Genomic DNA, 13,479 nt, shown 5'->3' with positions numbered 1-13,479 from the left:
GAGGCCCTTTCTCCTCATCTTCCTCGCGGCGCATCTCGCCACGAGACGGAATTGGCACCTTCCCCACCTGGACCTCGACAAGGTCGGCGGGAGGGTTGCCGGGACTTCAACGGGCCGTATCCCTCTGTCCCTCTGGATGAGCGCTATTCGGTTGTTGAGCTGGCACTTGATCACTCAAGCGCGGCGGCGACCCCGACATGCGATGGTCACCGGCGTTGTTCAAGACTGTAACCGAAGGCCTGGACGCTTGAGATAGTCGTCCGAACCGCGAGATGGATCACAGTTCGTGATCAGATAGTTCAGACAGTGAGGAGCCGCGCACCGTGCTGGAAGAAGTAGAGCGCTGGCTGAGCAGGCGTTCCTGGTCGGTGTCGGACCGCCCGCTCTCTCAGCTGATCGCCGCGAAGCGCGCCTCGGGCACCTCGGTGAGCGTGGTACTGCCCGCGCTGAACGAGGAGGAGACGGTCGGCGAGATCGTCGCCGAGATCCGGCGTGCCCTGATGACGGAGCGGGTGCCGCTGGTCGACGAACTGGTGGTGATCGACTCGGGCTCGACGGACCGTACGGCCGAGGTCGCGCGGGCCGCCGGGGCGCGCGTCGTGCACCGGGACACGATCCTGCCGAGGATCCCGGCCGTGCCCGGCAAGGGCGAGGTGCTGTGGCGCTCGCTGCTCGTGACGGGCGGCGACATCGTCTGCTTCGTCGACGCGGACCTCAAGGAGTTCTCCGCGGACTTCGTCTCGGGGATCGTGGGCCCGCTGCTCACGGATCCCGGCGTGGACTTCGTGAAGGCGATGTACGACCGCCCGCTCGGTTCCGCCGCGGGCCAGGGGGGCCGGGTCACGGAGCTGGTGGCGCGCCCGGTCCTCAATCTGCACTGGCCGCTGCTCGCGGGGTTCGTGCAGCCGCTCGGCGGCGAGTACGCGGCCCGCAGATCGCTCCTGGAGCGCCTGCCGTTCCCCGTCGGTTACGGAGTTGAGCTCGGTCTTCTCGTCGACGCGCTGCACACGGTGGGCCTGGACGCGCTCGGGCAGGTCGACGTGGGGGTGCGCAAGCACCGGCACCAGGACGGGCAGGCGCTCGGGCGGATGGCCGCGGCGATCTACCGCACCGCGCAGCTACGGCTCGCGCGCGGGCACCTCGTACGTCCGGTGCTCACCCAGTTCGAGCGCGGGGAACAGGGATTCGAGCCACGCACGCACGACGTGGACACAGAGGAACGCCCCCCGATGACCGAAATCACCGAGTACGCGGAGCGCCGCGTGGCGTAGCCGGGGGCAATCGTATGTTTTGCCTACATTGCCCTTTATGTGGCTCAGACAAGTTTCGGGTGAGCGACGGCTGCGCGCAGCCGCGACCCGCACCGCCGGGGCGCTCGTCGCCACGGTCACCGCACTGACGGCGCTCGGCGCCGCGGCCCCCGCCTCGGCGGACGTGGTCGCGCCGTTCACCAAGCGCTACGACGAATCGCTGTACGGCGGCTTCGTGACCATCGGCAACACGGTCATGGGCTGCCCGGCCGCGCCGGCCGACCTGGCGACACGCTGCTCGGTCGCCGCCGGCGGCCGGGGCGGCGACAACGACACGTTCGTGATGCAGCGCGTCAACACGGCCGGTACGACGGCCGGTTACGGCTCCAGCACCGGCCGGGTGACGATCCCGCCGGGCGCGAAGGTGGCGTACGCCCGCCTGTTCTTCGGCGGCAACGACGGCACGTACAAGGGGCCGAGCGGCGCGCAGCTCGCGCGGTGCGACATTTCCGGCGCCGATGTGCGGACCTCGCCGGGCGCCCCGCTCGCCGCGGTGCCCGTGCTGGGCGTGAACGGCGGCGCGGCGGCGAAGGTCTCCGCCGAGGACCTGGTCCAGGACCCGGCGACCACCGACGGCCCGCACTACTACACGGGCGAGGCCGATGTCACGAGCATGTTCGCCGGCGTCACCGGCACCGGCGCGCCCGTCCCCGTCGCGGTCGGCGGCGTCTGGGCGCCCGACGGCAAGGGCTGCGTGGCCGGCTGGTCGATGACCGTCGTCTACAGGTACGGCGCCCCGAACGCGCTCGCGCTGTCCGTCCCGGTCCCCGACCTGGAGGTCACCAAGACGGCGAGCCCGGAGACGGTAGGCCCCGGCGACACCCTGACGTACACGGTCAGGGTGAAGAACATCAGCTCGCTCGACCACCCGAACGCCCAATTCAGCGACGACCTGACCGGCTACCTCGACGACGCCGCGTACAACGGCGACGTGCGGACGGACCTCGGCCACGTCTCGTACAGCGCGCCGAGGATCGGCTACACCGGTGACATCCCCGCCGGGAAGACCGCCACCGTCACGTACTCGGTGAAGATCCACGACCCGGTGCGCGGCGACGGGAAGCTGCCCAACGGCATCGCGGTGCAGTCACCGCGCTCCAACTGCGCGGCCGGCAGCACCGACCCGAGCTGCGGGACCGCCCCCGAGATCGAGAAGCCGCAGCCCCCGCCGCCGCCCGCCCTGCGCATCACGAACGTGCCGCAGCGGGCCGCCGTGCCGCCGTGCCAGGAGACCGGGAACACCGTCACGATCTCCGACTTCTCGGCCAGGAAGCGCACCGGCGCCACCGTCGAGTGGCCCGTGACGGCGGGCTCGGCCCCGGTCGCCTCCGTCGGGAGCATCACGAAGCGGGGGTCCGTGTACGTCTGGAAGGGTGACGTCGCGTCCCACGGCAAGGTCGTCATCACACAGCGCGTGAAGGCGTCCTGCACGGCGGGAGAGGCCACCGTGGTCACCGTGACGGCCGGCGTGCCGCGCACCAACTGCCCGCAGGCCCGGCCCGGCGGGGCCGACCCTTGCACCTCGGTCATCACCGCCAGGCGGGAGCAGGCGCGCCCGGCCCCACCTCAGCAGTCGCCCCGGCCGCACGGCAGCAAGCTGGCCGACACCGGTGACTCGGACACGCTCCTGTACGGCGGTCTCGCCGCGGCCCTGTGCGCGCTCGGTGTCCTCGCGGTGGCGGCGGCGCGCAGCCGGCGTGACTGACCCGCGCGGATAGCCGTCGCGGCAGGCGAACGGCGGATCGTATACGGCCGGGCTCCCACGGAGTCCGGCCGTACGTTTGAGCGTTTACGGACCGGGCTACGTTTGCCCGTATGGCTTCCACGCAGGGTGCACAGATCCTCGTCGCGTCCAACCGCGGTCCGGTCTCGTACGAGCTCGGGGCCGACGGGACGCTCGACGCGCGGCGCGGCGGCGGCGGGCTCGTCTCCGGGCTCTCCGCGATCGGACAGGACCCGGACGGCGCGAGCGCGGTGTGGGTGTGCGCGGCCCTCGGCGAAGGCGACCGCGAGGCGGTGCGGCGTGGCGTCGGAGAGCCGGGTGTGCGGATGCTCGACATCGCCCCCGAGGTGTACGCAGACGCGTACAACGGCATCGCGAACTCGGTCCTCTGGTTCGTCCACCACATGCTCTACCAGACGCCCCTGGAGCCGGTCTTCGGGCCACGGTTCCGTGCGCAGTGGGCGTCGTACGAGGCCTACAACCGGGCGTTCGCCGAGGCGCTGGCCGCGGAGGCCGGGCCGGGCGCCGCGGTCGTCGTGCAGGACTACCACCTGGCGCTCGTGCCGGGGATGCTGCGGGAGCTGCGCGACGACCTGCGCATCGGGCACTTCTCGCACACCCCGTGGGCGCCGGTCGACTACTTCCGGATGCTGCCGGACGACATCGCCGGGCAGCTGCTGCGCGGGATGCTGGGCGCGGACCGGCTCGGGTTCCTGACGCGGCGCTGGGCGGACACGTTCACGGCGTGCTGCGAGGCCGTGGTGGGCGGCACCTTCGGTACGGAGATCGGGGTGCACGGCCTCGGCGCGGACGCGGACTTCCTCCGGGAGCGCTCGCGCCGCCCCGACGTCGAGGAGCGGCTCGCCGCGCTGCGGGAGCAGACCGGCGGCCCGGACCGCAAGGTGATCGTCCGCGTGGACCGCACGGAGCTGTCGAAGAACATCGTGCGCGGCCTGCGCGCGTTCGGCCTCCTCCTCGATGAGCACCCCGAGTGGCGCGAGCGGGTGGTGCACGTCGCCTTCGCGTACCCGTCACGGCAGGACCTCGCGGTCTACAGGGAGTACACCGACGAGGTGTCCCGCGTCGCCGGAGAGATCAACTCCCGCTTCGGCACAGAGAGTTGGACGCCTGTCGTGCTCCATGTGAAGGACGACTTCGCCCGCTCCCTGGCCGCGTACCGGCTGGCCGACGTGGCACTGGTCAACCCGATCAGGGACGGCATGAACCTCGTCGCCAAGGAGGTCCCGGTCGTCTCCGACGAGGGCTGCGCGCTGGTCCTGTCGCGGGAGGCGGGGGCGTACGAGGAGCTGGGCGACGACGCGCTCGTGGTGAACCCGTACGACGTGTCGGCGACGGCCGAAGCCCTGCACACCGCACTGCTCATGGGCGACGGGGAGCGCGCCGAGCGCACGAAGCGGCTCGCGGCCGCGGCGACCGCGCTGCCGCCCGCCCAGTGGTTCCTGGACCAGCTCGACGCGCTGCGGGGTTAGACCGGGCCGAGACCGGGGGCCGGGGTCTTCCGTTCGGATCGGGCCGGACCCCGCGAGCCCAGCATGATCCGAACGAGAGGCCCTAGGTCCGGGAGCTGATCGCGCCGGCCAGACCCGACAACAGCCCGACCACTCCCTCCGGCCCGTCCACCACCACGTCGGCCCGTTCCGCCAGCTCCGTGACCTCCGAGCTGCCGCTGCACACCAGCAGGCCCGGCACCCCGTCCTTGCGGAGCTCGTCGACGGCGGCGAACGCGGACAGGTCGCCGAGGTCGTCGCCCCCGTAGAGGACCGACGTCGCGCCCACTTCCCGTACGTAGGCGCTGAGCGCGGCGCCCTTGTCCATGCCGGGCGGCCGCAGTTCCAGGACGAGACGCCCGGGCTCGACGATCAGGCCGTGCCGGGCCGCGAGGTCGGACAGGGGCGCGCGCAGCGCCTCGAACGCCGCCTGCGGGTCGGCCGCGCGGCGCGTGTGGACGGCGACGGCCCGGCCCTTCTCCTCGATCCAGGTGCCGCGCCAGGCGCCCACGGACTCCAGGACTCCGGGCAGTTCGGCGCGGACGGCCGCGACGCCGGGGTGCGGGGCGGGGGCGTGGACCGTGCCGGTGACGGCGTCCCAGCGCTCGGCGCCGTAGTGGCCGAGGACCACGAGGTGTTCGAGGCCCGGGACGCCCGCGAAGCCGCCGTGGCGCACGGCGACGCCCGCGGGCCGGCCGGTGATCACGGCGACGGAGGCGACCTGCGGTGCCAGCGCGGCGAGCGCGCCGACGGCGCCCGGGTGGGCGCGGGCCTGTTCGGGGTCGGGCACGATCGGCGCGAGCGTGCCGTCGAAGTCGAGCGCGATCACGGCCCGCGCGGGGTCCGAGAGGAGTACGTCGAGGCCGTCGCGCCCGGCGGAGGTCACAGGCGACGGCAGGTCGTGCTGCTGAGGGCTGCCCATGCGCCGAGCCTATCCGCGGGAGGCGGACCATACGCCTGGCGTGCGGGTCAGCGTTCCTCGCGGCGCGCGTCCCGTACCCGGCGCAGCCGGTTGACGGTGACCGGGTCATGGGCGAGGGCCCTCGGATCGTCGAGGAGCGCGTTGAGCAGCTGGTAGTAGCGCACCGGGGCGAGCCTCAACTCCTCGCGCACAGCTCGCTCCTTGGCCCCGGCCGATGCCCACCCGCGCCGCTCAAGGGCGAGGACGCCCTGCTCACGGGGGGACAGGGCGCCGGACGTCTCCTCGGCGGACTCGGGCTCCGGCCCTGACTCCGGCCCTGACTCTGCGTACGGCGGTTCGCTCACGGCAGCGACGCTACTCCGCGTTCTCCGCCGCGTCGGCGGAGCGCTGAATGCGGCCGAGGGTGGCGCCCGGGTTGCCGTTGGGGCCGACGGCCGAGCCGATCTCGCGCTTGATGCCGGCGCTGACCTGGGCCCAGGACGTCTTGCCGACGGGGTAGAGCTGCGAGTTCGGCAGTTCGCCGAGGAACTGCGAGAGCTTCTGGTCGCGCTTGTCGTCGGCCATCGTGTCCGACGCGGAGTTGGTGACCGGCAGGAGGTCGTACTCGCGCGAGAAGTCGAGGACGTTCTTCTCGCTGTAGACGAAGTCGAGGAACTTGCCGACCTGGTCCTTGTGGCCGTTCTGCCGGAACGCCATCATCCAGTCGGCGACGCCCATGGTCGAACGGGCCCTGCCGTGGATGCCGGGCATGGGCACCGTGCCGAACCTGACGCCCTTCTTGGCGGCCATCTGCATCAGCGTCGGGTGCCCGTTGAGCATGCCGACGTCACCGCGTGTGAAGGCCGCGAAGGCCTGTGCGCGGTCGAGCTTGGCAGGCGGGGTCGGACCGGTGAGGCCCTGGCCGACCAGGTCGTTCTTCAGCCACTCGAAGGTCTTGACGTTCTGCGGGGAGTCGATGCTGTAGGTGCCGACGTCGTCGGTGTACCCGGAGCCGCCGCTCAGCATCCACATCATCGTCTCGGCCTGCGCCTCCTCGCGGCCCAGCGGGAGCGCGTAGGGGATCTTCACGCCGCGCGCCTTGAGGGCCTTGGCGTCGGCCTGGAGCTGGTCCCAGGTCTGCGGCGGGGTCAGGCCGGCCTTGTCGAAGAGGGTCTTGTTGTAGAACAGCAGCCGCGTGGAGGACGCGAAGGGCATGCCGTACTGGACGCGGGAGACCTCGCCGGCGTCGGCGAGCTGCGGCAGGAAGTCGGACTGCACGGGGATGGAGAGCAGGTCGTTCGCGCTGTAGAGCTTGCCGCTCGCGGCGTAGTCGGAGTACGCACCGATCTGCGCCATGTCGGGCGCGTGGCCGTCCGCGACCATCTTCTTGACCTTGGCGTCGACGTCGTTCCAGGAGTAGACGCTGACGTCGACCTTGATGCCGGGGTTCTTCTTCTCGAAGGCGGCGGACAGCTTGTCCCAGTACTTCTGGGAGCTGTTCGCCGGGGAGTCGCCGTAGTCGGCGGCCACCAGCTTCAGGGTCACGTCGTCGGAGCCCGGGCCCCCGCAGGCGGCCAGCGTCGCCGCCATGCCGAGCGCGGCCACCGCCGCCGTCAGACCTGTCATGCGCCGCTGCACAGCCGGTTTCCCACCCTCTTGATGTCGCTCGTCAGGATTTCGGACCCGGAATGCTCACGAGGCCCGGCCATAAGGTCTACACCACACGGGTTTCGCACCCGCAACGGGCCTTCGCCGGGGAAGCGGAAACGCGCCATCCGTACACATCGACGCAAGATCCATGCAAGTGGACTAGACCTCTCGCGGGTTGAGGCGCGACACTGTCCCCCGTGAGACATGTCATCGCCCTCGATGTGGGCGGCACCGGAATGAAGGCCGCGCTGGTCGGGGCCGACGGCACCCTGCTCCACCAGTCGCGGCGCGCCACCGGCCGCGAGCGCGGGCCCGACGCGGTCGTCGAGACCATACTCGGCTTCGCCGCAGACCTGCGCGCGTACGGCGAGGAACGCCTCGGGGAGCCGGCCGCCGCGGCCGGCGTCGCGGTACCGGGCATCGTCGACGACGAGCACGGCATCGCCCTGTACGCGTCGAACCTCGGCTGGCGCGACGTGCCGATGCGCAGACTGCTGAGCGAGCGGCTCGACGGCATCCCCGTCGCCCTCGGCCACGACGTGCGCACCGGCGGCCTCGGCGAGGGGCGGCTCGGCGCGGGCAAGGGCGCCGACCGCTTCCTGTTCGTCCCGCTCGGCACGGGCATCGCCGGCGCCATCGGCATCGGCGGCCGCATCGAACCCGGCGCGCACGGCTCGGCCGGCGAGATCGGCCACATCGTCGTACGCCCCGGCGGCACGGACTGCAGCTGCGGCCAGCGCGGCTGCCTGGAGCGCTACGCGTCCGCCTCGGCGGTCTCGCTCGCCTGGGCCGAGGCCACCGGCGACCCGGAGGCGGACGCCGCGGACTGCGCCAAGGCCGTCGAGTCCGGTGACCCCAGGGCGCGGCAGGTCTGGCTGGAGGCCGTGGACGCGCTCGCCGACGGGCTCGTCACGGCGCTCACTCTGCTGGACCCGCGCACCCTGATCATCGGTGGCGGTCTGGCCGAGGCGGGGGAAACCTTGTTCACACCACTGCGGGCCGCCGTCGAGGAACGCGTGACGTTCCAGAAGCTGCCCACGATCGTCCCGGCGGCCCTCGGGGACACCGCCGGCTGCCTGGGCGCGGGCCTGCTCGCCTGGGACCTGCTCGCCCGGTCCACCGATTCCACGGAGGTAGTCGCCTGATGGCCGCTCTGAATGTTCTCTCCGGCGCCCGCGTCGTCCTGCCGGCCGGCGTCGTCGAGAACGGACGCGTGATCGTGGACGGCGCGAGGATCGCCGGCAGCGCGCCGGCCGGCGCCCCCTCCACCGATCTCACCGGCCACTGGGTCGTGCCCGGCTTCGTCGACATGCACAACCACGGCGGCGGCGGGGCCTCCTTCACCTCGGGATCGATCGACGACATCCTCAAGGGCGTCCGCACACACCGCCTGCACGGCACCACGACGGTCGTCGCGTCCTTCGTCACCGGCGAGACGGACTTCCTCACCCAGCGCGCTGGCCTGCTGTCCGAGCTGGCCGAGCAGGGCGAGATCGCGGGCATCCACTTCGAGGGCCCGTTCATCTCCCCGTGCCGCAAGGGCGCCCATGACGAAACGCTCCTGCGCGACCCCGACCCGGCCGAGGTCCGCAAACTGCTCGACGCGGCGCGCGGCCGGGCCAAGATGCTCACCCTCGCCCCCGAACTCCCCGGCGGCATCGACTCCGTACGCCTACTCGCCGAGCACGGCGTGATCGCCGCGATCGGCCACACCGACGCCACGTACGAGCAGACCGTCGAGGCGATCGACGCGGGCGCCACCGTCGCCACGCACCTCTACAACGCCATGCCGGCCATCGGCCACCGCGCGCCGGGCCCCATCGCGGCGCTCCTGGAGGACGAGCGGATCACCGTCGAACTCATCAACGACGGCACGCATCTGCATCCGGCCGCCCTGGAGCTGGCGTTCCACCACGTGGGCAGCGGGCGCGTCGCGTTCATCACCGACGCCATGGACGCGGCGGGCTTCGGCGACGGCCGCTACATGCTCGGCACCCTGGAGGTCGAGGTGAAGGACAGCGTCGCACGGCTCGTCGAGGGCAACTCGATCGCCGGCTCGACGCTCACCCTGGACCGCGCGTTCAAGCGCGCCGCCACCATCGACAAGCTGCCCGTCGAGGACGTCGTCCGCGCGATCTCCGCCAACCCGGCCCGCCTCCTCGGCGTGGACGACAGGGTGGGCTCGCTGGAGCCCGGCAAGGACGCCGACCTCGTGGTCCTCGACGAGGACTTCGAGCTCAAGGGCGTCATGCGCAAGGGCCGGTGGATCGTGGAACCCCGGCTGGCGTGAGGTCTGGGCCTACCGCCCGGTCTTTGGCATGATCAGGCCGCGTTACTGAAGGCAGTTCCGAACTGAGGGGTGGGCTGGGGTCTCGTGATCCTCACGGTCACACTGAACGCCGCGCTCGACATCACCTACGACGTGCCGGCGCTGCACCCGCACGCGTCGCACCGCGTCACCAAGGTCACCGAACGCCCAGGCGGCAAGGGCCTCAACGTCGCGCGCGTGCTCGCCGCGCTCGGCCACGACGTGACCGTCACCGGCTTCGCCGGCGGCGGCACGGGCCGCGCCCTCAGGGAACAGCTCGTGGACTCCCCCGGCATCCGGGACGCGCTCGTCCCGGTCGCGGGCGCCACCCGCCGCACCATCGCGGTCGTCGACGCCACGACCGGCGACACGACCCAGCTCAACGAGCCGGGCCCGCTCGTCTCCCCCGCCGAGTGGTCCGCGTTCACCGAGGCCTACGAGAAGCTCCTCGCGTCCGCGTCCGCGGTGGCCCTGTGCGGCAGCCTCCCGCCGGGTGTCCCCGTCGGCGCGTACGCCCAGCTGGTCCGCGCGGCCCGCGCCGCGTCCGTGCCCGTACTGCTCGACTCGTCCGGGGAACCCCTGCGCCGGGGGCTCGCGGCCCGCCCCGACATCATCAAGCCGAACTCCGACGAGCTCGCCGAGCTCACCGGCTCCCACGAGCCGCTGCGCGCCACGCGTGACGCCCGCCGCCGCGGCGCGCACTCCGTGGTCGCCTCACTGGGCCCTGAGGGCCTCCTCGCGGTCACCCCGGACGGCAGCTGGCGCGCCCCCGCCCCGGACCGGGTGAAGGGCAACCCGACGGGCGCCGGCGACTCGGCGGTCGCCGGCCTGCTCTCGGGTTACGTGGAAGACCTGCCGTGGCCGGACCGCCTGGCCCGCGCGGTCGCCCTGTCCGCGGCGACGGTACTGGCCCCGGTGGCCGGGGAGTTCGACCGCGCGGCGTACGAGGAACTGCTCGGCCGGGTCGCGGTGACGCAACAGACGACGACAGCGGCCTAGGGCACGCCCCGGGCCGCTGTCGGCAAGCCTCTGTCGATCAGCCGTTGGTGCCCTTGACCAGCCACATCTGGTCGAAGTTGGCGTCACACTGGTTGCCCTGCTCGCACGAGATCGCGATCGCGTTCGTGCCCTTGCTGAGCTGGACGACGGACCAGGTGTTCGTCCACCCCTTCTCCCAGTCGCCTTCCTTGGCGTGGGAGAAGTTCTCCATGTTGAGCGGGCGGGTCTGCACCTTGCCGTTGACCGTGATGGTCGCGTTGGCGTCCTTGCCGGGCACGCCGTAGTTGACGCGCAGGCTGTACGCGCCGTCCTTCGGGATGCCGTTGACCGTCCAGGTGAGCTTGGCGCCCACCTGGTTGAAGCCGGCCACATAGGTGCCGCCGTCGGCCTTGGCGCCCTGGACGTCCGACGCGGTGGCCGTGCCGCCCTCGAGCTTCAGCGCCTTGGCGTCCGTCTTCGGGAGGTCGACCGGCTTGTCGGCGCTCTTGGACGCCGTCTCGCTCGGCTGGACCGACTGGGAGCCGCCGGACGGCTGGCCGCCCGCGTCGCCCTTCGCGTCGTCGTTCGAGTCGCCGCCGAGGACCGCGACACCGATGCCGATGACCACGGCCGCCACGACGGCGAGCGCGCCGATCAGCAGGCCCTTGGTGTTGGGCCCCCGTCCCCGGCCGCCACCGCCGCCGTGCTGCGTGGGCGTCACCGTGGTCGGTGTGCCGCCGGGCAGCGTCTCGGGGGCCGAGTAGTGCGCGTTCGGCTGGCCGTAGGTCTGTGGCTGCTGCTGGGGCGCCTGACCGTACGCGGCGGTCGGCTGCGGCTGCTGCCCGTACTGGGGCTGCTGCCCGTACTGCCGCTCACCGACCGGCCTGACCTGGTGGTAGGACCGGGGACCCGGATAGCCGTAGCCGCCGCCCCCGCTGGGCGGTGTCGCCCCGGCCGCCTGTCCGTCGGCGTACAGATAGCCGAACGGATCGTCGTCCTCGGGCGTGCTCGCGCCGTTGTCAGCGGGCGCCATCCCTGATCACTCCCTACGTATCGCTTACCCGGCGAGCGTACCCGCTGGGAGTGGCCCCAAGGGGTGGCGTTGACCTCACCGATACCCGCGCAAGGAGATCATCCGGCCCGTCGTTGCTGCTTGGCACGCGACCGTTTCTCGATGTACATCCGCTGGTCAGCGGATTTCAACACCTCGTCGGCCGTCATCCCGCAGTGCGCCCAGCCGATGCCGAAACTGGCGCCCACACGGACCGCCCTCCCATCGACCCGGATGGGCGGAATGATGGCGTTCCGCAGACGGACGGCGAGGTCCTGTGCGTCGGCACGGCCGAGCCCGTCGGCGAGCACGACGAACTCGTCGCCGCCGAGCCTCGCGACGGTGTCCCCGTCACGGACACCGCTGGTCAGACGCCGTGCGACCTCGATCAGAACGGCGTCTCCGGTGTGGTGCCCGAACCGGTCGTTGATCGACTTGAAACCGTCCAGGTCGCAGAAGAGGACCGCCAGGCCCTTCGTGCCGTCGTCGGTCTCCCCCTCGGGCGCGACGATGTGGACGTGGTGATCGAAGCCATAGTCGTCGTAGATCCCGCCGGAGGGCCCGGACCCGCCGTTCTGCTGTCCGGCCGCGGCGGCAGCGGCGGCCCCCGCGAAGTCGAATCCGTGCCCGTTCGTGTCGTACGAGCTGCCGGTGCGGTCCCCGTACGCCGCGTCCAGGGAGTCCACGGCGCTCGGCTCGGGCAGCTGGGGGCGGCGGCACAGGCGGGCCGAGAGGCGGGAGCGCAGCTCCGCCGAGTTCGGCAGGCCGGTGAGGGAGTCGTGGGACGCGCGGTGCGCGAGGTGCAGCTCGCGGCGCTTGCGCTCCTCGATGTCCTCGACGTGGGTGAGCAGGAAACGCGGCCCGTCGGCGGCGTCGGCCACCACCGAGTTCCGCAGGGACACCCAGACGTAGGTGCCGTCGCGCCGTCCGAGGCGCAGCTCGGCGCGGCCTCCCTCGGCGGAGGTGCGCAGCAGCGTGCCGATGTCCTCGGGGTGGACGAGGTCGGAGAACGAGTAGCGGCGCATGGCGGACGCCGGGCGGCTGAGCAGCCGGCACAGGGCGTCGTTCGTGCGCAGGAGCCGCCCGTGCTGGTCGCCTCCCATCTCGGCGATGGCCATGCCGCTGGGGGCGTACTCGAAGGCCTGGCGGAAGGACTCCTCGCTGGCGCGCAGGGCCTGCTGCTCGCGTTCGAGCCGGACCAGGGCGCGCTGCATGTTGGCGCGCAGCCGTGCGTTGCTGATGGCGATGGCGGCCTGGAAGGCGTACATCTGCAGGGCCTCGCGGCCCCAGGCGCCGGGGCGCCTGCCGTTGCGCGGGCGGTCCGCGGAGATCACGCCCAGGAGTTCGCCTCCGGAACCGCCGGTGGCGTACATCGGGGCGAAGAGGCGGTCCGCGGGATGCCACTCGTCCTCGAAGCGGGGCGGCGGCCCGTCGGTGAACCACTGCGGTACGTCGTCCTCGTCGAGGACCCAGCCCTCGGTGTGCGGGATGAACCGCAGGTCGCCCCAGGCCTCGCCCATGGACAGGCGGCGGTCCCAGGAGGCGCGGGAGCCGACCCGGCCGGTGATGAGGGCTTCGGCGGAGGAGTCGCCGGAGAAGGCAGCGACGACGAGGTCACCGTCGGGGCGTACGAGATTGACGCAGGCCAGCTCGTATCCGAGGCCGTTCACAACTCCGTCGGAGACCGTCTGCAGGGTGTCGGCCAGGCTGCGGGCGGTGTTCATGTCCGCCATCACCTGGTGAAGCTGCCGCAGGGTCGCAAGACGGACGTACGGCTCCGACTCGGTCTCCATGCTCAGCTCTCCCCGAGACCTCGACAGCACTCCAGAATTCTGATCGCCGATTCCGCACGTGCGTGTGCACGCTCTTCTTGCAGTGTCTTTGCCACTGAATCACAGCGAGCTGTGCACCCGGTACACAGGGTCAACAAAATATGGCTCCTGTGACTCAAGTCACAAGAGGAGATGAAGGGTTGAGGGGTGCTCCGGCGCACGCTCCCTGCACTTCCTGAACGGAGAACACCCCCGAACACCTCCATATCCGGACGGAA

General features: G+C 71.8%; 11 protein-coding genes and 1 riboswitch. Of the genes, 6 read left to right on the top strand and 5 right to left on the bottom strand.

Translation table 11 applies throughout. The features are described 5' to 3' along the window. Positions 1–11: 11 nt before the first annotated feature. A riboswitch (SAM riboswitch) is annotated at positions 12–143 on the bottom strand. A 180-nt stretch (positions 144–323) separates the two neighbouring features. From OG758_RS27450 to OG758_RS27440, 3 genes are all read left to right on the top strand, one after another. Next, positions 324–1,271: a glucosyl-3-phosphoglycerate synthase gene (locus tag OG758_RS27450; RefSeq protein WP_326712390.1), complete on the top strand. Its 948-nt coding sequence runs from the start codon at positions 324–326 to the stop codon at positions 1,269–1,271. A 37-nt stretch (positions 1,272–1,308) separates the two neighbouring features. Then, positions 1,309–3,015 carry a DUF7927 domain-containing protein gene (locus tag OG758_RS27445; protein WP_326712389.1) on the top strand — a complete coding sequence of 569 codons (1,707 nt, stop codon included), beginning with the start codon at positions 1,309–1,311 and terminating at the stop codon, positions 3,013–3,015. 110 nt (positions 3,016–3,125) lie between these two features. After that, positions 3,126–4,523: an alpha,alpha-trehalose-phosphate synthase (UDP-forming) gene (locus OG758_RS27440; RefSeq protein WP_326712388.1), complete on the top strand. Its 1,398-nt coding sequence runs from the start codon at positions 3,126–3,128 to the stop codon at positions 4,521–4,523. A gap of 82 nt (positions 4,524–4,605) precedes the next feature. Here the strand turns inward: OG758_RS27440 and otsB are convergent, their stop codons facing one another. From otsB to OG758_RS27425, 3 genes are all read right to left on the bottom strand, one after another. Next, positions 4,606–5,463: a trehalose-phosphatase gene (gene otsB, locus OG758_RS27435; protein WP_326712387.1), complete on the bottom strand. Its 858-nt coding sequence runs from the start codon at positions 5,461–5,463 to the stop codon at positions 4,606–4,608. Between the two features lie 47 nt (positions 5,464–5,510). Further along, on the bottom strand, positions 5,511–5,729 hold the full coding sequence (locus tag OG758_RS27430; RefSeq protein ID WP_326716045.1) for a DUF3263 domain-containing protein: 219 nt from the start codon (positions 5,727–5,729) through the stop codon (positions 5,511–5,513). A gap of 88 nt (positions 5,730–5,817) precedes the next feature. Next, a complete protein-coding gene (locus OG758_RS27425) occupies positions 5,818–7,080 on the bottom strand; it encodes an ABC transporter substrate-binding protein (protein ID WP_442810349.1) in 1,263 nt (420 codons plus the stop codon). Between the two features lie 209 nt (positions 7,081–7,289). On the opposite strand from OG758_RS27425, the gene OG758_RS27420 reads away from it, so the two are divergent. The 3 genes from OG758_RS27420 to OG758_RS27410 all read left to right on the top strand — a co-directional run bounded on the left by OG758_RS27420 (position 7,290) and on the right by OG758_RS27410 (position 10,399). Next, on the top strand, positions 7,290–8,237 hold the full coding sequence (locus OG758_RS27420) for an ROK family protein (protein WP_326712385.1): 948 nt from the start codon (positions 7,290–7,292) through the stop codon (positions 8,235–8,237). Further along, positions 8,237–9,382 (top strand): N-acetylglucosamine-6-phosphate deacetylase, encoded by a 1,146-nt coding sequence (nagA, locus tag OG758_RS27415; RefSeq protein WP_326712384.1) that lies wholly within the window; start codon positions 8,237–8,239, stop codon positions 9,380–9,382. Before OG758_RS27420 ends, nagA begins: the two co-directional genes overlap by 1 nt. Positions 9,383–9,466: 84 nt before the next feature. Further along, on the top strand, positions 9,467–10,399 hold the full coding sequence (locus OG758_RS27410) for a 1-phosphofructokinase family hexose kinase (RefSeq protein WP_326712383.1): 933 nt from the start codon (positions 9,467–9,469) through the stop codon (positions 10,397–10,399). Positions 10,400–10,436: 37 nt separating this feature from the next. Here OG758_RS27410 and OG758_RS27405 read toward each other — a convergent pair whose 3' ends face one another. Continuing rightward, entirely contained in the window at positions 10,437–11,411 is a 975-nt protein-coding gene (locus OG758_RS27405; protein ID WP_326712382.1) for a carbohydrate-binding protein, read from the bottom strand. A 98-nt stretch (positions 11,412–11,509) separates the two neighbouring features. Continuing rightward, positions 11,510–13,222: a diguanylate cyclase CdgB gene (gene cdgB / locus OG758_RS27400; RefSeq protein WP_266562880.1), complete on the bottom strand. Its 1,713-nt coding sequence runs from the start codon at positions 13,220–13,222 to the stop codon at positions 11,510–11,512. Positions 13,223–13,479 lie beyond the last annotated feature (257 nt).

It is taken from the genome of Streptomyces sp. NBC_01474 (assembly GCF_035918215.1).
In the GTDB taxonomy this organism is placed as follows: domain Bacteria; phylum Actinomycetota; class Actinomycetes; order Streptomycetales; family Streptomycetaceae; genus Streptomyces; species Streptomyces aureus.
The sequence above is the reverse complement of the archived record's forward strand: the minus strand, read 5'-3'. Positions and strand labels throughout refer to the sequence as shown.

Coding starts and splice junctions, on each gene's coding strand:
- OG758_RS27445 (WP_326712389.1), top strand. CDS start 1,309: ATGTGGCTCAGACAAGTTTCGGGTGAGCGACGGCTGCGCGCAGCCGCG.
- OG758_RS27440 (WP_326712388.1), top strand. CDS start 3,126: ATGGCTTCCACGCAGGGTGCACAGATCCTCGTCGCGTCCAACCGCGGT.
- otsB (WP_326712387.1), bottom strand. CDS start 5,463: ATGGGCAGCCCTCAGCAGCACGACCTGCCGTCGCCTGTGACCTCCGCC.
- nagA (WP_326712384.1), top strand. CDS start 8,237: ATGGCCGCTCTGAATGTTCTCTCCGGCGCCCGCGTCGTCCTGCCGGCC.
- OG758_RS27405 (WP_326712382.1), bottom strand. CDS start 11,411: ATGGCGCCCGCTGACAACGGCGCGAGCACGCCCGAGGACGACGATCCG.
- cdgB (WP_266562880.1), bottom strand. CDS start 13,222: ATGGAGACCGAGTCGGAGCCGTACGTCCGTCTTGCGACCCTGCGGCAG.